Below are 21,617 nucleotides of genomic sequence, written 5' to 3' on the forward strand. Positions count from 1 at the left end.
TTAACAATTAAAGGGCAAGAAAGGGCGTGAGCCTTTTCTTGCTTTTTTAAATATTAATTAGAGTATAAAATTGAAAAAAATCGGTATATTTGGCAGTTAGATGGCTTCTATATGGTTAGCTGAATAGGCTGCAGGTAGAGGAAATTCGCGCGACCTTACAAAAAATCGGAACTGTGAGAATGTTTCGAAGCTTTCCAATGACTCATTAAAGCCAAGGTATTCTCGTAGCGAAGCGTACAGCAAAAAGTAGCAAATGGTTGATAAAGAGGAATTCATTAGAGAAAAGAGTTTCGTAGGCGAACAGATCAGTTAAAAAGATAGGGTTGTTAACCGATTGTTTCATAGTGTTGGATAAAAGGGAGTTAACTTTTAAGAGGGAATAGTAGTGATGAAGGAGTGAGGGTATGGTAGCTGAGAGTCCGAGGATTCCGCCGATTGAGCCACAGATGACGACGATTGCGACGAATATTACGCAAACACCACAGACACCGCTCGATCAAAAAGTCGATTTGAAACGGCAAGAAAAAGAGGTTGTGCAACAACCCAAAAAGAAAGAAAAAGATCAAGTCGCGATCAATGAACAGCAACAAGTTGCTTTGAAAGAGCGACGAGAAACGAAGGAGTTAAGTGAACTACAAATTGTGGTACTTTTTTGTCAGCTAATGGGTAAAGGTTTGTTGCTGTTAGAAGAAAATGCAGAATCGTTGATTTATTTATTAACGATTGATGAGTTGAAAAAATCCAGTGTGCGACAAGAATTACCGATTTTATTTAATCAATTACGAGGTTTATTAAATAATGAATTACAACAGCTAGAGCAACAACAGCAAGCCTTGTTTGAACGTTTGCCTTTTGCGATTCAACAAACCGCTCAAACTTGGCAAATTAAGAAGGGAGAAAACTTTTTCCCCTTTCAACGACGACTACTTGTCATTGTTGCTAAGTTAGATGCAGTAGTTTTTCCAGATACGCAAACAGAGGAATCGCGTGTAAAGGAATTAGAACAGCAACAAATCAAGCTGAAAACGCAGCAACAGCAACAGGAGCATCAAAGACAAGCAAGTGAAAGTCATTTACGCAATCTTGAAAAACAATTAGAGCTACTTATCAAGCAACAGATGAGTGAAGTCCAAATAATGACCAAGTGGACCGATCGTTTACGTGAAAAGCAAGAAGAGCAAGAATCGCTTCGAACGTTTTTAGAACAAATGCAACGTATCCATCCACTAAAACGCAAGCAACATGAGTATCAATCGTATCTCTTGAGAGAAAAATTACTGGAACAAGAACGAAATCAAATTGAAATTGAGCAACAAAACAGCCAAGAGCGTCGACAAGCCTTAGAAGAAACGCGGCTCGTCACGCGCGAGATGATTGAAGAAATTGAGCAACGATTAGGTGAGCAATTGACAGCGTCGTTCGTAGCAAAGGAACAAATTTTACGAAAGCAACAACAAATCGAATCACTAACAGAAGAATATCAAAAACGCTATCAAGCAGCATATGATAATCTACGTCTATTTTTCAAACAACAATTACGTCAGTTATCAAACGAACGTAGCCTTGCACAATCAATCGAGAACCAATATCGCCAAGATCTGACAGAAAGACTACGCACGCTAAAAACTGATTTAAAAAAACAGAGTCCAGAGAACCAAAAACGGATTCAAAAGATTCAAAATGAATTTAATCAATCACAATCAGCGGTCTTTTTAAGTCAGTCAAATGCTCAAGCGAGCCACGTAGAGCAAATTTTATCAAAAAAAGATCAAAAAAAGACTTAACATCATGTCCGAACAGACGATATAAATGAGTAGAGGGTTAGGGAAGCTAATTTTTATCGAAGAAAAAAATTACTGTTGGTATTCAATCAAGTAAAACTTCAGCCGATAAGAAGAGGGTAAGGATAACCTTAAAAAAAATATCAGGAGGCAACACAACATGAGAATCAATACTAACGTATCAGCAATGAACACATACGGACGTTTAACAAACGCAAACGCTTCTAAAAGTGGATCATTAGCAAAATTATCTTCAGGAATGCGTATCAACAAAGCAGGGGATGACGCTGCTGGACTATCAATCTCTGAAAAAATGAAATCACAAATCGGTGGTTTGAAACAAGCAACTCGTAACGCTCAAGATGGTATTTCTTTAATCCAAACAGCAGAAGGTGCTTTAAATGAAACACACGCGATCTTAGGCCGTATGCGTGACTTAGCAACTCAAGGAGCAAACGGAACATTAAGCCAAGATGACCGTGAAGCGTTGAACAAAGAATTCGGTGAACTATCAACTGAAATTTCACGTATTGCTGATACAACAGAGTTCAATACAAAAACATTACTTAACAAAGACAATCAAAAATTCACTTTCCAAATTGGCGCAAATGGTGGCCAAACAATGGACGTAACAATTGGTAAAATGGATTCAAAAACTTTAGATGTTAACACTGCTAAATTAGCAGATGACACTGAAGCAAACTTCACAGCGTTAAAAACTGCAACGGCTGCAATGCCTGGGCTTGAAACAGCAGTAAAAACTGCAAAAGATGATTTAGATGCTTTAGGAAGTTCTGATGCAGGTTATGCAGCGGCAAAAACAGCGTATGAAGGTGCAGTTACAGCATTAGACACTGGTAAAACAGCAGTTTCTACAGCACAAACAACGATTGAAACAGCTGGACGTACAGCTTCTTCTGATGCATTGAAAAATATTGATGCAGCGATTTCTAAAGTTTCTGACCAACGTTCAAACTTAGGTGCGGCTCAAAACCGTTTAGGCCACACAATCAAAAACTTAACAACAACTCAAGAGAACTTAACTGAAGCAAACTCACGTATCCGTGACGTTGACATGGCGGAAGAAATGATGGAATTCACTAAGAGTAACATCCTTTCTCAAGCTGCTACTTCAATGTTATCTCAAGCAAACGCTATGCCAAACAGCGTGTTAGGTTTATTACAAGGTTAATTTAATTAACACACACAGTTTCATAAAAAGCATTCTATCAGAGACGAACCTTTCTTTTCGAAGGGTTCGTTTCTTTTTGTTTTTTCTCTTTAAATTACTTGTTTTTTGACCGATAGTAAACTTGTGTAGAAAATCGAGTTTTTTAATAAATAAAATAGATGGGGGAAGACAGAGCATGGCAAATATTACGAGTTCATCAGGTATTAGTGGTTTATTAGGACAATTTTCAGGAATTGGTGCCGAGCAAATTGAAGATTTATTAAAAGGGGATGCGATTCCCAAAACACGTGCCGAAAATCGTGTCGAAGAGATTAAAGCGCAAAAGACAGCATGGAGTGATGTTAAGACTCGTTTAAATAACTTTTTAAGTAAAATTGAAAGCTTACAAAAACCAGAAGCTTTCCAAACAAAAATTGTGACAAGTTCAAATGACAAGATCGCAACAATTAAAGGAACGGCCGATGCTTTAGAAGGTAAGTATCAATTAACGGTCGAACGTTTAGCAACAGCTACGAATCAAGTCGGTAAGAAAATGGATAGCACAACAGAATCTCTAGGTTCGTCAGGGGAGTTGACACTTAAGACCGCTGACCTCGATGCAGATGGCAATCCTAAGAGCTTTACGATTAACATTGATTCAGGTGATAACTTAAAAGATGTCGTAAATAAAATAAATAAAACTTCTAAAGAGTCAGGCATTAACGCAGTGATCATGGATAACCGTCTTGTTTTAACTGATAGCAAAACGGGTAACCGTGACTTTGAAATTGGCGGTGACATGGCTGAAGCAGTTGGTTTAGGAGCAGAGTCGACGAAAACAGTCGGTGTTGATGCCGAATTTACGTTAAATGGCATCGAAATGAAGCGTCAAAGTAACAATATTGATGATGTCATTGATGGCATTACGCTAGAACTAAAAGAAACGAGCAAAGAAACAGTTCATTTAAGTTTGAAAAATGATACCGATAAACTTAAATCAAGTGTCAAAGAATTTGTCTCACAATACAATAGTTTGATGACCTTTATTAATGAGAGCGCGAGTGTCGGTGATCCCTCAGCTAAAGACAATAAAACCGGTGCATTATCAGGTGATAGTTCATTGGTTCGTCTGCAAACAGAATTACGTAATTTAATTGCACCTCCACATACGCTAGGTTCCGACGTCAAAGCGACGGAATTAGGCTTGTCGATTTCTGACCGTCAAGGGACGCTAAGTTTTGACGAGAAGAAATTCGATGAGATGTTAAAGAAAGATCCAAACGCATTAAAAGATTTCTTCTATAAAGGCGAAAAAGTTGCCGGTGAAACAAAGCCAAAAGAATCTGGCTACACGATGCAATTAAAAGAAATTACCGATAAATATTTAGTCGATAAAACCGGTGAAAAAGGCGTTATTGCTTCAAAATTTGATTCTTATGAATTAGCTATCAAAGATTTAAACAAACAAATTACGCGTTTTGATGAAGTCTTAGAACAAAAGAAAGCCCGTTATGTGGATATGTTTAGTCGTTTAGACCAAGCAATGATGGAAGCAGAAAGTCAAATGTCATGGTTAGCTAGTCAAGTTGCTTCATTTAACGGTGGGCAATAATGAATTTAGTTACGAAGTTGAAAACGATGTTGCTTGGTTGGGATGGACAGTTTGAAAGTGCGGAAGTATTGCTAGTTGAAACAGCCGATTTGTTAGCGGAATTACAAAAAAGAGATTTAGTCGCTGAAGAAGTCGCGGATGCAAGTATCGTGATTCAAGAATATCAAAAGCTTGTAACGTTCTTTAAGCAAGAAAAAAGTAAAGTGCAACGTGAGGCGAGTCGAATGAATCAAACGAATCAAAAAGTGCGCGATTACGTCCGATTTAATCAATCTTCCGGCTTTGAATTTTATTACTAAGAAGTGAGGAAATGAAAATGTATCAAAAAAAACCAGATCAATACTTAAAGAACCAAGTCATGAGTGCCTCACCGAATAAATTAATCGAGATGTTAATGGAAGCGGGCATTAAAAATATTCGCTTAGGTGTCTTAGCGTTAGAAATGAAACAAGTCGTTAAAGCAGGAGAATACTTTATTAAGGCTCAAGATATTGTATCTGAATTACGTTATTCAATTAATTCAGAAATTGAGAGTGAGATTCCCGATCAATTGATTCAATTGTATGATTTCATGTATAACCAGTTAGTGATTGGCAACGTTGATCAAGACATTCAAGTCTTGCAAGATGTTCAAAAAATGTTGACGGAACTGTTAGAAACATGGAAAGAATTGACTGAGCAACAATAAGCATAGTAGAAGTAACAGGTAGGTAAAGAAGGAGCGATGACGACTGCGTCAAAGCTCCTTCATTTTCGAAGCGATCTTTAGCAGATACGCATCGTTCAAATTTTAGGAGGAATTTGTCGTTATGGATATATTTTTAATTATCGGAATCGTATTAGGCTTCTTTTCCGTTGTCGTTGGAATGATTGTAAAAGGAGCAAACGTTGCAGTTTTAATTAACCCGGCTGCGATTATCATTATTTTCGTTGGGATGGTGGCAGCTCTTATCAACTCATACCCACAAAAAGACATTAAGCGTCTACCGAAAATCTTTGGGATTGTTTTTCAAAATAAGACATACGATGCATCAAAAACCATTAAAACCATCGTTGAACTTTCAAACTTAGCGCGCCGTGATGGCTTGCTTGCATTAGAAAGTAGTGTTCAATCATTGGAAGACCCCTATTTAAAAATGGGCTTAGAGATGGTTGTTGACGGTGTGGATCCAGAGCAAATCAAAGAAACATTAGAAAATGAAATTGCTGGAACGGAAGACCGTCACCACGTAGGAGCAGCGATGTTACAAACAGCTGGTACGACTTCACCAACACTCGGTGTATTAGGAGCCGTTATTGGTTTAATTGGAGCCTTAGGTAACTTAAACGACGTCGATGCGTTGGGACATATGATTTCAGCAGCATTCGTTGCGACGTTATACGGGATTTTCTTTGGTTACGTTTTGTTCTTACCATTTAGTACCCGTCTAAAAATCAAATCACAACAAGAAATTCTAGTGATGTCTATTACGATTGAAGGAATCATGGCAATTCAAGCCGGTCAATCACCAAAAACAATTGAACAAAAATTATATAGTTTAATTGAACCGGATCAACGTGAGCAGTCATCATAAGAAGGAGCAAGTAAAAAATGAAACGAAAAAAAAGACAAGAAGAACACATTGATGAAGGTTGGCTCTTACCTTATGCCGATATGTTAACCCTCGTTTTAGCTTTATTCATCGTGATGTTCGCCATGGCTAAAGTCGATGAAAGTAAATTTAGTGAGTTTCGTGATCAATTTGGCATCATCTTTTCAGGTTCGGCTCCAGGTGGGGATTCGATTGTTGGATCAGTGATTGATTTTGGTCAACACGGTAGTGGTGCAGGAGCCCTAGAAGAAGACGAGGAATCACCGGAAGCAACAACCAAAGCCAAAGAAGAAGAAAAAGAAGTCAAATTGGCACAAAAAATGGAAGACAAACAAATGTTGGAAGTGTCACAAAAGTTAAAAGAAGAATTAAAAGGTTTAGAACTAAGTGGAGATACCAACGTTTCATTGCGTTCGGATGGTCTGCATATTAACTTGGACAGTAATATTTTATTCTTACCAGGAGATGCCCAGATGAGTGCAGAGGCTAAGAAATCACTGGATTCCTTAGCCGAGCATTTAAAGAAAATGAGTCAAGAAGTAGTGATTGCCGGTCATACTGATACGGTAGCAATTAATCCACCTTATAAATCAAACTGGGAGTTGAGTGCTGCAAGGGCGATTTCAGTCATGGATTATTTAATCGAAGAAAAAGTTATCGAACGCGATAAAATCTCCATTCAAGCGTATGGTGATACAAAACCACAAACGACGAACCAAACCGTCAAAGGGCGCGCTAAAAACCGTCGCGTGGAAATTATTATTAAGAAAGTGTACCAGTAAACGATGATGAAAAAAAAGGGGTTAATTAATTTAGCGCTCGCACTCATTTTTTTATTGACGATTTACTTGACGTACTTTAGATCAACCACAAAACCAGAAGAAGTCGTAGACACCAGTCAAAGTCAAAGTGAAGAAGATGCGCTTTGGATGGATGAGGTTACGACGAAGCAAGGAGCAGCTGATTTTGTGAAGACCATTCGTTTAGACGTACCACTTTACAATCAGCTGGCTGAGCCACGTCTGCGCAATGGTTCAAGTGTCACCAGTTTAGCGATGTTGTTGTCGTACTATGGTTTTGAAGTTGATAAAAATCAATTAGCAGTTCAATTACCGATGGCATCGTACGCTAAAACGAGCAATCCCCACCAAGCATTTGTCGGAGATATAATCGGAGAAGAGCCAACATTAGGTGTGGCCGTTGAACCAATTGCAACGCTAGCTAAAGCGATTGTTGGCGATGAATTTGAAGTCGTAACCGGTGAGGATCGTTCATTTGCCAAATTATTAACAGTATTACAAGATGCGAAGCCGATTTGGTTAAACGTGACGAAGAATATGACACAACTTTCTGAGAGTGACTGGCAAAAATGGGGGACAAAGAAAGAACCCATCATGGTGACAGATAAATATCATGCCGTCGTCTTAACTGGGATGGATGAAGAATACATCTATTATAATGATCCGCTACAAAATAAAGAACTAAAAATAAAAACTGAAAAATTAAATGACTTGTTTGACCAAACAAAAAAACAATTCATATATTTAGACTAACGATGCTGTCATAGGACATATGCATCGTTTTTTTGTTCAGTAATGTACCAATTGTTCAAACAATACAAAAAAATCGAATATACATGTGAATTTGATGAAAAAGTTTAAAAAATAAAAAAATCATTTGTTTTTACCGTGAAAAATGGTATTATCGGTTGGCTGGGAGTAAATTTAATAGCTTTCGTAAAAATATTTTTTATTTTTGTGAATTGTTTAATCAGATGGATAAAAGTTCTTCTGTTATTTTTTTATAAAAGACAATGCTATAAAATAATATTCTACAGAATGAAAAACAAGGGAGGATTATACATGTTATTGGAAAACATTGATAATCAAAAAAATGAAAAGAAACACCAAGGGAATCGTCGCTACTCAATCTTATTGCTGGCACTATTATTTATTGGAATGGCAACATACGGAACTTACGCTTATTTCACAGACAGCACATCGGTTGATGGGAATATTAAATTGACGACAGGGACAGTGAGTTTTGGTGAAATTGCTAAAGGTGAATGGGTATATAAACAAAATGGAAATGATAAAATCATCACTACTGGCGTTGGAGAATTTGATTTTCAAAATGTTCAACCAGGAGATGCTTTTGAAAAAACAGTAGAGGTGAAATATACAGGAACCTTAGATGGTCTCATGAAAGTAAATCAGTTTACTGATAACACTTTGGTAAAAGACCTTGATTATAAAATATTAGTGGATGGTAAAGTCGTTGATCCGAGCAAAGCAATTGAAGTTAAGGACATGGACACATTTACAGTGAAATTAATGGTGACAGTACCAAGACTAGATAAAGAAAATACGTTGAAAGATGGTCGACAAAATACAACCATCGATTTAACGGGTCTAGAAAATGCGGTAACTTTCACAGTTAGTCAAAAAGGTGTAGCAGCACAACCATAATCATTCAAAACACATGCAAGGAGAATCACTAAAATGAAAGGTTACCGAGGCTATGTGTCGCTAATTCTTTTAGTGACTCTCTTTTTTATCGTTTATCCGTTACAAACAACGTATGCCTATTTTACGGATCAAACGGCAATCAATGGCAATTTAAAGCTAACAACTGGAACGCTCTCGTTGGCAGATATCACTGCAAACAGTCAGACGTTTCACACAGAAACTGAGCATACACTTGTTACACCGATTCAAAATACTGGCAGTTTAGATGGTAAACTAACGATTACAGCTATTGAAGCCACACAAAACAATCAATCAATCGACTACAAAAATTATCTTGATGTCGCAACGAATTTTAGTAGTTCGTCAATCAACTCAAATATCGAGCAAACTTTATCAGTCAAATTAACCAAAAATAAAGACTGGAGCAAAGAACAGCCGATAGTACTGTCGATTTCAGTTCGTATTAGTCAAGCCAATTTAGTGCAAGACAATCACGGTTTTAGTGATGAGAAAATTTACAATATTACCATCATTAATGATAAACCAAAGGATGAAACCGTTGATTGGCCGAAATTTGAGGGCAATGGTTACGTCAGCCAACGACTTTATTATGGTGTTGATAATGAGAAACTAACGACCATCATTCCTGGTGTTGTTTACTTGAAATACGAAGGAAAAGATAGTCAAAAATTTGAAGAAAAGTTGCGAGGTACTTTGCGAGGCGCTTCCAATGTCAAATATGCTATCTCAACGATTGATTATATTCCCAATAAAGGGTTTAAAGTGACCGTTGCTTATCCTGATAATTTACAGGCAAAATGGAATCAATTAAATTCTGACGGCATCGAAGTTTATTTTCAATTAGACATTCCAAACTCTTATGAAAAATTTGAATTCCATTGGGAAGAAACAAGTGTCGATACGTTTGCACGGGTGATGTTATTGGGGACAGAACTTACGGATACTTGGCCAAAAATTAAGGAAACGTTGAATCTATCATATACCGAAGAGAACAAGCTTACTTTCCATAGTTTTAATTCATGGGGAACATTAAAACCATTGGATCGAATAGCTAAGTTATCTGAATATGAGCAGCAATATTTTAAGAATAACCTTAAACTCGTTGCTAGCAATCCTAAAGCAATGGCGGCTACGTTCACATCTGACTACACGGGGATGATACTTAAACCACTGACTACAGGTGAATTAGGATTCGTTCAGTTAGTCAATGAAAAAACAGGAAGAGTTGTTTTCAGTCGTAAAGTTGCTACCAATCCCCCAAAAACGTCGAAAAACGTGGTAGATAAACCGCAAGAAGTTACGTCAACGAAAGAATCAAGCCAAGAGTCTTCCGAAGATACGATCGAATCAATTGACGAAACAACGCTTTCGACCGAAATATCGAAGAGTATTAGTGAGAGTCAATCAACAGAGTCACTGGAAGAAAGTAGTCTAAATGAAGTAATACATGAATCATCTTTGATTGTCGAAGATGATAGCTCAATAGAGCACCATCTGCAATTTTCTCAGACAGAAATTTCTGAAGAGGAGATGCATTCAAATGAATAAATTGTTTGGAGTCATAAAATGAAAAAGAAAATCCCGTTAATTTTGAATAGCTTAGCGACCGTTTTTGTAGCGGTCGTTTTATTGTTTGCTTTTTTAAATTTTTCATCCGCACCAGAAAAGAAAGGTCTATTTGGCTATAAAGGTTTTATTGTTCTAAGTGATAGTATGGCACCCGAGTTTGTCGCAGGTGACTATATCATTGATAAAACTGTTCCGTTTGAAACACTAAAGGTCGGGGATGTGGTCTCATATTTGGACGATCAAAATGTACTGGTAACACACCGAGTCCATGAAGTGTCAGCAGAAGGATTATTATTAAAAGGCGACCGAAATGATTTTATTGATACAACCGTTGTAAATGAAGGCAATTATGTTGGGAAACAACAATATAAGGTTCACAAATTAGGTCTAATAATGCTAAAATTAGGACAACCAATCGTCTTAGTAGGTATTAGTTTCGTATTAGGTATTTATTTACTCTATCATTTCTTTAAGAAACGCTAGAATACTTAACGGCATCGACCGATAAGACTAAGATAAGAATCTTGGAAACGGTAGGATGTGAATCGATAGTTTGAAAAAGTGGCTAAAAAGTGTATGCATCATCGTATTGTTCTGTTTATTATTCATTATGTTTTATGAAATGAAAGAAAAGACGAATATCCGTAACCGTGAAAATAAGTACTATTTATCAACGGTTGTTCGTCTCGATGAAACCATCGATCGTTACACAGAAGGCGTTTATGAGAAAATATTCATTGAGCAAGCATTGTCCAAAGAAGAGTTCTTAGAAACGATAAAAATGGAAATGAAACGAAACACAAAACCAAAGCAAATCACATTAACAAATGTCACGAATTATCCTGACGCCATCGTCCGAAACGATGGACGTTTTTCGGAGGTCACCTTTAGTTTCTTGGGTAAGAATCATCGATTGATGTTAACCCATCGCTATGATCTACGACCTGCTGTATCGCTAACGGATGCGCCTTTTATTATTATTTCGGAAGGGACATTGGGACTCATTTCAAATGTTTTAGAGTATGATGTACGTTTGGTCACTTCTGCACCCCCAGAAGATTGGGTGCATTACCTTCCAATCTTTACACAACAAATTAAAGAGGCAAATGATTTTAAAAGTGCAGAAACAGTCGTACATATTTTGTCAGACACAGAGGAATTCATTTACAGTTCAAATTATCCTGATGCTTTAACAACGATTGTAGAAAATCATTTTGTCAAATAAGTTATGGAGTTATCAATGAAAAAACGAGTTAAAAAAACAGTTAAATTTTTGAGTGCTATTTTTGTCTTTTTCGTATTGTTTATTGCAATATTGAATTTCTTTTCGAATCCACAAAAGCCCTCGTTGTTTGGCTATCGTGGTTACACGGTCATTAGTGGGAGTATGGAACCGACACTTTCTTTAGGTGATTATATTATTACGAAAGAGCGATCGTTTATGGAGTTAGACAAAGGCGATATTATCTCATTTGAAAATGGGCAGACAATCGTGACCCATCGTATTGAAGAACAATTACCAGATGGACGCTTTGTCACTCGAGGGGATGCCAATCGGATTGACGATCAATTGGCCGTCGATGAAGAGGCATACATCGGTAAAATGTTATTCCGCATTCCTTTTTTAGGAAAGATCATGATCTGGCTACAAGACCCTTTGATTTTTGGAACCGTAATGGCACTGATTGCCACCCGTTTACTAATCATCATTTTTTTTGGAGTCGGACAAAGAAAAAGAAGAAAAGAAACATAGAAATGATCGCATAATATTTGGTGATGATGGAAAATTAGCAAGATTTATAAAACCCTCCAAAAGTTGGACTTTTGGAGGGTTTTTTCAATTGATTAAAAGAATTAATGTTTAGGTTAATTCGGGCCACCATTCTTTATTTGCTGCATATAATTCATCTAATACAGCTTTTCCGACGGTCAAGTTCGGAATGGTTTTGTTTAATACAACTGCTTCTAATGCGGTTTGATAAGAGCCTGTCAATGCCGCCTCAACTGTCAATTTTTCGTAGGCTTTTTGGGATTCCATTAAGCCTTTTTCAAAGGTTGGAATTTCGCCAACAACAATTGGTTCTGCACCAGCTGCGCCCACATAGGCTGGTAATTCTACAACAGCTTTTGGATCGAAGTTTGAAATGGAACCATTATTCATAATATTCACTGTGAAACGTTCTCTAGTGTCATGAATGATTGCATGCGCAATATCCACGATATAGTTGCCATGAACACCTGCATGTAAATGAGAGTCTTTAGCCGAGCCATTTGCGATGACACGTTCACATTCTGAATAGATACGTTTTTCGCGACCATTTGTTACAAAATCACCACGTGTGAATGTAGGGTTGTCTTTTTCAACCATTTCATCAGGCGTTAAATAATATTGTAAGTAACAGTTTGGGAAGTATTTAGGGAAACGTTTGAAAATTTTAATCATTTGCTTATATGTTTCGATCCAATACTGATCGCCGACGGTTTCGTCATTAGACATCAATAAGGTGTCAATCTTACCCGATAAAACATCTTCTCGCAGTTGAGGTAATAAATCAGCACCGTTCTTATCAATAATCGCTGTCCACCAACCAAAGTGATTTAATCCAAAATATTTAAAAGTCAGGTCTCTTAAATCTTTATTAAGGTATTTAGCAATAGCCCCTTCAATTGAAATAGGCATATCACAAATACATAGGCACTTTGCCTCCGGAAATTCTGTGAAAATGGCTTCAGATAAGATCGCTTCTGGATTTGTATAGTTTAATATCCAAGCATCCGGGCAATGTTCTTTGACTTTTTGAATAATTTGTCGAACGGCTGGTATCACACGTAAAGCAAAAGAGAAACCTCCAAGACCACACGTTTCTTGTCCGACAACCCCATGACTTAAGCAAATTTTTTCATCAATTGCTCGTTGTGCGTTTAATCCTGGACGAATTTGCATAAATAAAAAATCGGCTCCTGTGAAAGCTTCATCAATATTTGTTGTGAAAGAGACATTAACCTTGGATCCGGTTTCAGCATAATACATCTTTGTATACTGTCCTAATAGTGAAACGCGGTGCTCGTCAATATCGTATAAAACGAGCTCTGTTAAATTTAGTTCCGTGGCTCTTTGACGAAGAACTTCTAAAATTCCCGGTGATTGTGTCGATCCGCCACCGACCATTACAAATTTGTTACCCATCATTTGTTCCCCCTTAATATTGTTTCAAATTCTTGTGTTGTCTCTAATGCGTTGTCGTATCTTGTAAGTCTAAATCCTAAATCTGTTATGAGTTGCTGTGTCAATGGATCTGTTAGTATTTCAATTTCCCTGATTCGTTGAAGGTTGAAAGAAGAATTGTTATACAAATGTTCATCGACAAACGCGGGATGAACCATCATTTCTAAAACATCGGCTGACATGCCTTTGCTAAAAGTTGCCGCTAATTCTTCGAAGCAAGATTCTTTTAGTAATTCATAGGATTGACTCATATCACGAATGACTGGAGTATTCATCATATCCAGTAATAAATCATTGACCTGTTTGAAATCATGAGGTGAGAAATCTTCCGTACCATAGGAATTTCTAAAGACTAACTGATATTTTTCTGATATCCTTCTAGTAATGTCATGATTTTCAGGAAAAAAATGAACATGATGATGAGAGTCAAAATGAGTCAATGGAACGCCGTGATCTATTAGGAAATCAATTTGGGCACACCACTCATCAAAAATATCTTCATCTGAGAAAGAGGTGCGAACTCTCGGATATTCAGATAAACGGTGGAAATTTCCAAGAGGATCCACTAAGTTCGTATCGTGACTAATCAGCGATTTTCCTGTTGTCAAAACAAGATGAGCACCTACTCCTAAGTTTGGATAATTCTTGGCTTGCTGTATAGCATCTAGTGTACCAGGCATATTGGCCATCAAAGTAGTGGACGTCAAGATGCCATTTTTATGTGATTGAATGATGCCAGCGTTAACGCCAGCCGAGTAGCCAAAATCATCTGCGTTGATTATTAAGGACTTCATGAAATATCCCGCCTTTCAATTAAATACTTAAAAAGGTTTGTACCTTTTGTATGAATGAAGTATAGTATAGAAAAAAATGCGCTACAATAGCTTTTCAAGATTACGGTATGGTTTTCAAATAGCGAAAATATTTTCAGTAAAATCAAAGTCAGATGGGAGAAAAAATGAATATTTATCATATTTCAAGGTTATTACCAAATAGTGATTTGAGACAAGAAGATGAAGAGATTATCCAAAATATTGTACGAAAAATTGAAAAAAACGAGGATTTAGATATTCGGCTCATTGCAACCACGAACTTTACGTCACCTAGCTCGATTTCTAGATTAGCAAAGCGAGCAGGATTTAATAATTTTAAGGAAATGATTTTTTTCTTGAAGCAAAAATTTACGGAGTCACAGTCTGGAAAACGAGAGCTATTAGCACAACCGTTTATCATCACTAATCATCAGTGGGAAGAGATTGACCTTGTTTTTGAAATGATTAAGAGGCAGAAGCATGTTTATTTGAGTGGTACTGGTTTTTGCGATTTTCTAGTGAAATATTCGTATCGCAAGTTGATGTTGAAAAAAATCTATGCGATTGATTTGACTGATTTAGAAATCAAACTGATTGCTGAAGGGGAGCCTAAAAATTTGATGATCTTTTCGCAATCAGGCGAAAATAAAAATGGCATTCGAAAGATTCGAGAGTGTCAATCATTAGGTGGAAAAGTGATTACATTTACAGCAACAGCGGGTAGTAGTTTTGCTAGAGAAGGTGATGTGTCATTTTTAATTGATCCCGAATCAGAAGGAATTAATAATGAAAACTCAACGCTTAATTTTTTCTTTGGAAACAGTATTAATGCGTTAGAATATCTTTTTAATCGTTATTTTTAATCTTAAAAAATAGTATGAAAATCTAGCTATTTACAATAGCGATAATAGTACTATATTATTCGAAGGAAAATACAAAGAAATAAAAGAAGCTAAAAAATCCCGGTTTTTTGCATACATTCCTATTTTTGTAGTCATTGAAGTTCTTTTATCTGGTAGTTTTTAGGAATTCATTTTTCTTGCGTATACAAAAAAGCTAGAACATTCTTACTTAGATGTTCTAACTCCATGTATTCATTCATTAATTAAGGCTTGATTCAAATCATCAACTTTTTCATTATGAGAAGAAACCATACCATGTTCATAGCTTTCAGGGTCAAGGTAGCGCTTAATTTGGTTGATACTCAAGGCAGCTTCTTGGAAGGCACCAGCTAATAAATAAACCTTTCCTTTTGAAAATTGAATGTCGCCTGCTGCAAAACAACCAGGAATATTGGTAATGGTTGGTTCATCACAAGCCAAATAAAAATCTTGCTCTTTGTTAAATTCCAAAGCAAGCTTATCTAAAAACGAGCTGTCACGATTATGTCCGTGTTGTACTAAAAGATGATCGCCAGTTAAGGTTGTATGATTGTCTAATATGAGTTCCATTCGTTGTGTGGGACTTTTATGAATCGCACGAATATCGCTTGATAGAATTATTTTTCCACCATTATTTTTAAAAAAAGTGATAGAAGCTTCATGGGCTTTTAGTTTTTCACCACGATAGATAATGGTTACAGTATCTGTAAATTTTAAGCATTCATTTGCATAATCAACCGCACCATCACCGCCACCAGAAACAATTATATGTGTGTTTTTTAGTAGATGATAATCTGGAAAGGCATAATAGACATGATTTTGAACGGCTGTATCAATCGGTACAGTTAATTTTTTAGGTGATATAATTCCACCACCGATTGCAAATAACACCGTACGACCAGGATGAATACGCCCGTGTTCATCTTCAACATAGAAAATATTTTTTTCTTTAGTAATTTCTACAGCTTTAGAGCTTGTGTAGAAATTTGCGTTAAACATTTGAGCCTGTTGAATTAAGTTAGTACGTACATCAATCCCGCGTGTTGCAGGGAGTGCGCCGACATCCCAAACGAACTTTTCTGGATAAAAATTGATTTTCCCACCTAACTCGTCTTGCGCTTCTAGTACTGTTACAGTCAAATCACGAAGACCTGCATAAAAGGCAGCATACAATCCAGCTGGACCGCCACCAATAATTACCACATCAACCATGGATTGTGTCATCGAATCCCTCTTTCTATTTTGTGCCATACATTTCGTCAATTAATAATTCCATCCCCGCTAACGATTGGTATCCATAACCGAACATGTAGTTGTAATCAACTGAATAAACTTGTTTATTTTTGACCGCTTTCATGCTAGATAATTTTTCATTACTTAATACAGCATCAATCATATCATTCTTTTTTGCGCCAGCTGTCGTTGTTGTCCAGTCAGGGACGATTAACACATCAGGGTCTGTTTCAATTAATGTTTCTAAAGAAACATCGCCTTGCACATCAAGTAATACATTATCTAAACCAATCATATCAAACATAGAGTTAAAGAAACTTTCGCCATATGCTGGATAAATAGATACTTCGCTTGGATCGGTCATAAACAACATTACAAAGCGTTGCTCGTTGTTTACTTCTTTGACACGGTCTTTTAAGTTTTGTTCGCGCTCTTTTAAATCTTCTTTGAAGCTTTTTGCAGCAGGTTCAACGTCAAAAATCTTTCCTAAGTTATCAATGTCATTGTAAACAGATTCGAAAGTAGCATTTTGAGTCGATGTTTCTTGCACGTAAGTTGGAATCCCCATTTCATTAATAGAGTCAACGGTTCCATTGCCCCATTCGGCGTTATCAAACAAACCACCACGACCAAAAATTAAATCAGGATCAACGCTTAAGGCAGTTTCTTTATTGATGTAATCCTTTGATAAATGATTTAATTCATCAAATTCAGCTTTCACATCGGAGTCATCCATTCCAAATACGGCACCCACACCGGCAATTTTATCTTTTAAACCTAAGTGTAACAATAGCTCTGCTGCTGGACGAGTATTTGCTAGGACCCGTTCTGGCACTTTTTCAAAAACTTGATCTTTTTCAATCCATTTCGCGCCGCCTTCAGTTCTTGTTACGTTTTTGATGGTTAGGGGATAGTTACTATCCGTTGAGCGTGTGCTATTTGTTGTATCATCTGTATTTCCACAGCCACTTAATGTAAATATAAATGCTACTGCAAAAAGGGTTAATGTTTTCTTCATCTAAGTTCCACCTATTCTAAATATAATAATGAAATGCTAAATGTTTTGTAATCGGATTTCGATAAACCACACAACGAATCCCGTAAAGGTCTTCAATTAATGCTTCTGTAAAAATTTCTTCTGGTGTACCGGCAGCGATAATTTCACCATTTTTCATAGCAAAGACGTAATCACAATATGCTGCGGCTAAATCTAAATCATGTAAGGCAGCTAAAATACCGATATTCAAATTTTTGACGCTCTCCATCAATTCTAATTGGTAACGAATATCTAAATGATTTGTAGGCTCATCTAGAATTAAAAATTCAGGTTGTTGTGCAAGTGCACGTGCTAAAATAACTCGTTGTTTTTCACCACCAGAAAGAGACAGAAAGCTTTCGTTACGATAGTCTGTTAAGCCCATTTCTTTTAAAGCATTTTCAACAATTTCGTAGTCTTCTTGAGAATCAGTTTCTAGTAAACGTTTGTGAGGAGTCCGTCCTAATAAAACCATTTGAAAAACCGTGAAATCAAAGCTTAATTCATTAAATTGACCAACCACACTCAGTTTCTGTGCCACCTTTTTAGCATAGGTATTTAGTAAATCCATCTTGTTATAAATAATCTTTCCCGTTGTTGGTATTAAGCCTTTATAAATAGTTTTAAGCAGGGTCGATTTCCCACTTCCATTTGCACCAATGATGCCCACAAACTGATGAGTATCCATGGAAATAGAGAGTTGCTGAATGATATCTTTTTTTCCTAGTTTGACTGATAAATTTTGTATTTCTAACATCCTTAACCTCCAAAACGATATTCTTTTTTTAGAATAATGTAGATAAAAATTGGTGAACCAATAATTGCTGTCAAAATCCCAATTGGTAAATCTGTGTTTGGTAGTAATACTCGGGACAATAAATCGGTCCAAACTAAAAATAAAGCACCCACAAATCCAGACATTGGTAATAATTTTTGATGGTTGGAACCATATACACCTCGCACTATATGGGGAATAATTAAACCAACAAAGCCAATCATACCGGAGTTGGCTACAATTAGGCCTGTTAGTAACGAAGCAATAATCATATAAAACTTGCGATAGGTTCCTAAGGGAATACCTAACGTTACTGCCGCTTCATCACCTAAAAGCATTGTGTTTAACACCCGAAACTGGAAAGATAAGAATATGCTTACCAATATTGTGATGATAGCTAAAAGAGGGAGTTTCCCCCAGCTTGCAGAAGCTAAACTTCCCATTGACCAAAAAGTGACTGTTTTCATTCCTTCTGCGTTATTTGCCAAAAAGATTATCAAACTAGAAATTGACCCGAAAATAGAATTGATCACGGTACCTGATAAGACTAGCTTAATCGAAGTCATTTTTCCTCCAAAACTAGAGAGTAAAAGAACAAAAATAGTAGCTAATAGTGCGCCTAGAAATGCACTAAAGGATAAGCTGATTTGTGAAAAAATATTAGCAGTTCCAAATCCAATCATAATAGCAAATGTCGCACCCAGAGAAGCACCCGAGGAAATTCCTAGAATATACGGATCTGCTAAAGGATTTTGTACAACCGCTTGCATAACTGTTCCACTAATTGCTAATCCACAACCAATAAAAATGGCCGTTAAAACTCGTGGCGTACGAACAAACCAGATAATATTGATGGTAGATTGATTGATATTATCAATCGAACCAAGAGATCCATGAGTTGTTTTATATAAAAGAATTTGCCAAATATCAGTAAATGAAATATCAGCTTGACCATGACCTAATGAAAATAAAATAGAAAAAATAAAAATTGCAATGAATCCAAATGTGATAAAAACCTGAGTATTACGTGGGAGAATGGGTTTATTAATTGTTTTTACTAATTGCAAAGAGTCACCTTCTGTCCTTTTTAACTTAATGAGAATCCCCTCTATAATTGAGAATGATTCTCATTATCAATTATATTAACACGCAAATTTTTATTTTTCAATCTGTTTTTTTTGTGTATGATTCAGGATTAAGAGGTGGAATAAAGCGAATGAGGTTAAATTACACACTTTATCCAGTATCATTGGCAGCATCGATTCGATACCGACTATGCCAATGCAATACTGAATCCAAAAATATGACAGCCCATTATACGATATACAAATATAACCATGGAACGGAACGATTTCGTAAGTGCTAGAATTGAAACGTTTGGAAAACGAGAAAAATAGGGGAGTCAAGCTGTTTCAGATAGTAGCAAAAAATTTAATACTACTGGCAACTAAATAAGAAGGATGATGCAAAGAAATATGAAGTAACTTCCTACAGCAAGAGGTTATGAAAGTGCATAAAACAAGGACTAGAGCATTGAAGAATATTTTAAAAGGTATACTTTCTGTAAGTCAAAAAACTCACGACTACCGTTTAGTAGACGTGAGTTTTTTGACTTCAGAGAGAATTAAAATTGATAAATTTCAGTAGAGGTATCAACGTTACCTTGCGTGATAAGTAAATTTCCAACAAAGTTTTCGACGGCCAGAACAATGACCATATCATCTTTGTTAGCAGCTTTAATCGCGTGCGTATCAATAGTGGCTAATAAATCGCCTTTTTTAATTGTTTGTCCTTCTTTAACAGAGAGAGTGAAAGGTGCGCCTTTTAGATCGACCGTATCAATTCCCATGTGAATCAGCAAAGAATTTCCTTGTTTGTCTTCTAAACCAATCGCGTGAAGCGTTGGGAAAATACTAACAATTGTACCATCAACAGGAGAATAAACATTGCCATCGTGATTTTTAATTGCAAAGCCATTTCCCATCATTTTATTTGAAAAAACATCATCTGGGACATGTTCAATCGGAATGATTTCCCCATGAGCAGGTGCATAGATTGAACCTAAATTGTTGTTTTTAGATAGAGTAATCGTACCTTGTTGAAGAGCCTCGACATACGCTTCTAAAGATTCACGTAGTTCCTCCACACCTAAACCAATAATTATTTGAATATGTTTTTGTTTATCGACAACACCTGAAGAAGGGAATGTCTTCAATAAGTTGATATTTACCTTAGAGGCATCTTTCACATCTAAACGTAAGCGTGTATAACAGTTGTAGATTTCAACAATATTATCCACGCCACCAAGACCATTAACGATAATACCTAAATCAGGTTGGGGGTTAGAAGATGTGACGGAAGCGTTCGTCTCGCTAGTTTCTTCCATGACGTCACGACCAATGGTAGGTAAGTTTAATTTTAGAATTAAGGTTTTGAAAATAAAATATTCCATTACGGCTAATAGAAGAATGATAGGAATAATAAGCCATTGTCGTCCTAATTCGGTCGGTACGAATAAAGAAGGCAACGTTTCAGGGATGGAGCCAATCATAACCTTTAATCCTAAAACGTCAGAAATAAAGAAGCTAAAACCAAACATTACGGCATGAGCCAGCCATAAAACAGGCGCTACGAATAAGAATAGAAACTCAATCGGTTCAGTTGTTCCAGCTAAAGCGGCTAAAATAATCGCTGGAAAAACAATTGCTTTCACTTTTTCTTTATTTTCAGGTTTAGCTGTTTTAATAAATGCTAAACCAATCGCTAGTGGGAAAGCCGTAGGACCAAAGTTGACTAAGAATCCGATAGCTGGATGCATTTGACTCACCGTATCAATACTACCTAATTGAGCTAGCCAAATGTTGTAAGCACCACTGACTGCTTCACCGGCAATTTGTGCGGTACCACCCATCGGTGTAAAGTGTAATGGCATCCATAATAAATGATGCATTCCAACAGGTAATAACATACGGTTTAGGAAACCATATGAGAAAAACCCTAGCGAACCGCTACTAGTCATGCCGCTAACAATAACATTAACGCCATGATTGATTAATGGCCAAACGTAAGTTACGATAACAGCTAATAAGATGGTCGCAAAAATGATAATCAAATAAGCAAATTTTGTTCCCTCATATGGCGCTAGGTATTTATTAAATTTGAAGTTACCTAAACGATTGACTAAATAACCAACCATACAGCCCAAGATAATACCTAAAAAGACGCCCATGTCATTGACTTGAATCCCCATAACCATGTTTTGTCCAGTCCCAAATAATCCATGATCACCGGCTTCTGCTAATCTACCAGTTACGCTTAACCACGCATTATTAGCAAAGAGAAAAATCATAAAAGATGTGATGGCAATAATATGAAGTGCTCCCTGTCAAGTAGACAGTGTTAAAAACAAAAACTAATATTTTAGATTACGCATTCTCTTA

Annotated in this window: 21 protein-coding genes; 14 read left to right on the top strand and 7 right to left on the bottom strand. The window is 36.6% G+C overall.

From position 1 onward, the window contains the following. Window positions 1-404 precede the first annotated feature (404 nt). The 13 genes from IEV09_RS09265 to IEV09_RS09325 all read left to right on the top strand — a co-directional run bounded on the left by IEV09_RS09265 (window position 405) and on the right by IEV09_RS09325 (window position 11,967). Window positions 405-1,784, top strand: coding sequence for a coiled-coil domain-containing protein (locus IEV09_RS09265; protein WP_188368015.1), 1,380 nt, complete (start codon window positions 405-407; stop codon window positions 1,782-1,784). 157 nt (window positions 1,785-1,941) lie between these two features. Further along, window positions 1,942-2,973: a flagellin N-terminal helical domain-containing protein gene (locus IEV09_RS09270; protein WP_188368016.1), complete on the top strand. Its 1,032-nt coding sequence runs from the start codon at window positions 1,942-1,944 to the stop codon at window positions 2,971-2,973. Between the two features lie 175 nt (window positions 2,974-3,148). After that, window positions 3,149-4,564 carry a flagellar filament capping protein FliD gene (gene fliD, locus IEV09_RS09275; RefSeq protein WP_188368017.1) on the top strand — a complete coding sequence of 472 codons (1,416 nt, stop codon included), beginning with the start codon at window positions 3,149-3,151 and terminating at the stop codon, window positions 4,562-4,564. Next, window positions 4,564-4,863, top strand: a complete 300-nt coding sequence (locus IEV09_RS09280; RefSeq protein WP_188368018.1) for a hypothetical protein — start codon at window positions 4,564-4,566, stop codon at window positions 4,861-4,863. Before fliD ends, IEV09_RS09280 begins: the two co-directional genes overlap by 1 nt. A gap of 17 nt (window positions 4,864-4,880) precedes the next feature. Then, window positions 4,881-5,252 (top strand): flagellar export chaperone FliS, encoded by a 372-nt coding sequence (gene fliS / locus IEV09_RS09285; protein WP_229731692.1) that lies wholly within the window; start codon window positions 4,881-4,883, stop codon window positions 5,250-5,252. Window positions 5,253-5,373: 121 nt separating this feature from the next. Continuing rightward, window positions 5,374-6,138: a flagellar motor stator protein MotA gene (gene motA / locus IEV09_RS09290; protein WP_188368020.1), complete on the top strand. Its 765-nt coding sequence runs from the start codon at window positions 5,374-5,376 to the stop codon at window positions 6,136-6,138. A gap of 17 nt (window positions 6,139-6,155) precedes the next feature. After that, a complete protein-coding gene (locus tag IEV09_RS09295) occupies window positions 6,156-6,938 on the top strand; it encodes an OmpA family protein (protein WP_188368021.1) in 783 nt (260 codons plus the stop codon). A 3-nt stretch (window positions 6,939-6,941) separates the two neighbouring features. Further along, window positions 6,942-7,709: a C39 family peptidase gene (locus IEV09_RS09300; RefSeq protein WP_188368022.1), complete on the top strand. Its 768-nt coding sequence runs from the start codon at window positions 6,942-6,944 to the stop codon at window positions 7,707-7,709. A gap of 309 nt (window positions 7,710-8,018) precedes the next feature. After that, a complete protein-coding gene (locus IEV09_RS12770) occupies window positions 8,019-8,624 on the top strand; it encodes a SipW-dependent-type signal peptide-containing protein (RefSeq protein ID WP_229731693.1) in 606 nt (201 codons plus the stop codon). Window positions 8,625-8,657: 33 nt separating this feature from the next. Then, on the top strand, window positions 8,658-10,193 hold the full coding sequence (locus IEV09_RS09310; RefSeq protein WP_188368023.1) for a hypothetical protein: 1,536 nt from the start codon (window positions 8,658-8,660) through the stop codon (window positions 10,191-10,193). Window positions 10,194-10,211: 18 nt separating this feature from the next. Beyond that, window positions 10,212-10,697: a signal peptidase I gene (locus IEV09_RS09315; RefSeq protein WP_188368024.1), complete on the top strand. Its 486-nt coding sequence runs from the start codon at window positions 10,212-10,214 to the stop codon at window positions 10,695-10,697. 139 nt (window positions 10,698-10,836) lie between these two features. Then, window positions 10,837-11,439, top strand: coding sequence for a hypothetical protein (locus IEV09_RS09320; RefSeq protein ID WP_188368025.1), 603 nt, complete (start codon window positions 10,837-10,839; stop codon window positions 11,437-11,439). Between the two features lie 15 nt (window positions 11,440-11,454). Then, window positions 11,455-11,967, top strand: a complete 513-nt coding sequence (locus tag IEV09_RS09325) for a signal peptidase I (RefSeq protein ID WP_188368026.1) — start codon at window positions 11,455-11,457, stop codon at window positions 11,965-11,967. A gap of 108 nt (window positions 11,968-12,075) precedes the next feature. Here the strand turns inward: IEV09_RS09325 and IEV09_RS09330 are convergent, their stop codons facing one another. Further along, on the bottom strand, window positions 12,076-13,401 hold the full coding sequence (locus IEV09_RS09330) for a family 4 glycosyl hydrolase (protein ID WP_188368027.1): 1,326 nt from the start codon (window positions 13,399-13,401) through the stop codon (window positions 12,076-12,078). Further along, window positions 13,401-14,234, bottom strand: coding sequence for a carbohydrate deacetylase (locus IEV09_RS09335; protein WP_188368028.1), 834 nt, complete (start codon window positions 14,232-14,234; stop codon window positions 13,401-13,403). Before IEV09_RS09335 ends, IEV09_RS09330 begins: the two co-directional genes overlap by 1 nt. Before the next feature lie 164 nt (window positions 14,235-14,398). Here IEV09_RS09335 and IEV09_RS09340 point away from each other — a divergent pair, with 164 nt between their 5' ends. Then, on the top strand, window positions 14,399-15,115 hold the full coding sequence (locus IEV09_RS09340; RefSeq protein ID WP_188368029.1) for a MurR/RpiR family transcriptional regulator: 717 nt from the start codon (window positions 14,399-14,401) through the stop codon (window positions 15,113-15,115). A 231-nt stretch (window positions 15,116-15,346) separates the two neighbouring features. Here IEV09_RS09340 and IEV09_RS09345 read toward each other — a convergent pair whose 3' ends face one another. From IEV09_RS09345 to IEV09_RS09365, 5 genes are all read right to left on the bottom strand, one after another. Next, window positions 15,347-16,357, bottom strand: a complete 1,011-nt coding sequence (locus tag IEV09_RS09345) for an NAD(P)/FAD-dependent oxidoreductase (RefSeq protein ID WP_229731694.1) — start codon at window positions 16,355-16,357, stop codon at window positions 15,347-15,349. Window positions 16,358-16,370: 13 nt separating this feature from the next. Continuing rightward, window positions 16,371-17,384 carry an ABC transporter substrate-binding protein gene (locus tag IEV09_RS09350; protein WP_188368031.1) on the bottom strand — a complete coding sequence of 338 codons (1,014 nt, stop codon included), beginning with the start codon at window positions 17,382-17,384 and terminating at the stop codon, window positions 16,371-16,373. A 16-nt stretch (window positions 17,385-17,400) separates the two neighbouring features. Continuing rightward, a complete protein-coding gene (locus tag IEV09_RS09355) occupies window positions 17,401-18,159 on the bottom strand; it encodes an ABC transporter ATP-binding protein (RefSeq protein WP_188368032.1) in 759 nt (252 codons plus the stop codon). Between the two features lie 2 nt (window positions 18,160-18,161). Further along, complete coding sequence (locus IEV09_RS09360; RefSeq protein WP_188368033.1) at window positions 18,162-19,244, bottom strand: FecCD family ABC transporter permease; 1,083 nt, start codon at window positions 19,242-19,244, stop codon at window positions 18,162-18,164. Window positions 19,245-19,801: 557 nt separating this feature from the next. After that, window positions 19,802-21,547: a glucose PTS transporter subunit IIA gene (locus tag IEV09_RS09365; RefSeq protein ID WP_306450307.1), complete on the bottom strand. Its 1,746-nt coding sequence runs from the start codon at window positions 21,545-21,547 to the stop codon at window positions 19,802-19,804. Between the last annotated feature and the right edge of the window lie 70 nt (window positions 21,548-21,617).

This window comes from Enterococcus alcedinis (genome assembly GCF_014635985.1).
Lineage (GTDB): Bacteria > Bacillota > Bacilli > Lactobacillales > Enterococcaceae > Enterococcus_I > Enterococcus_I alcedinis.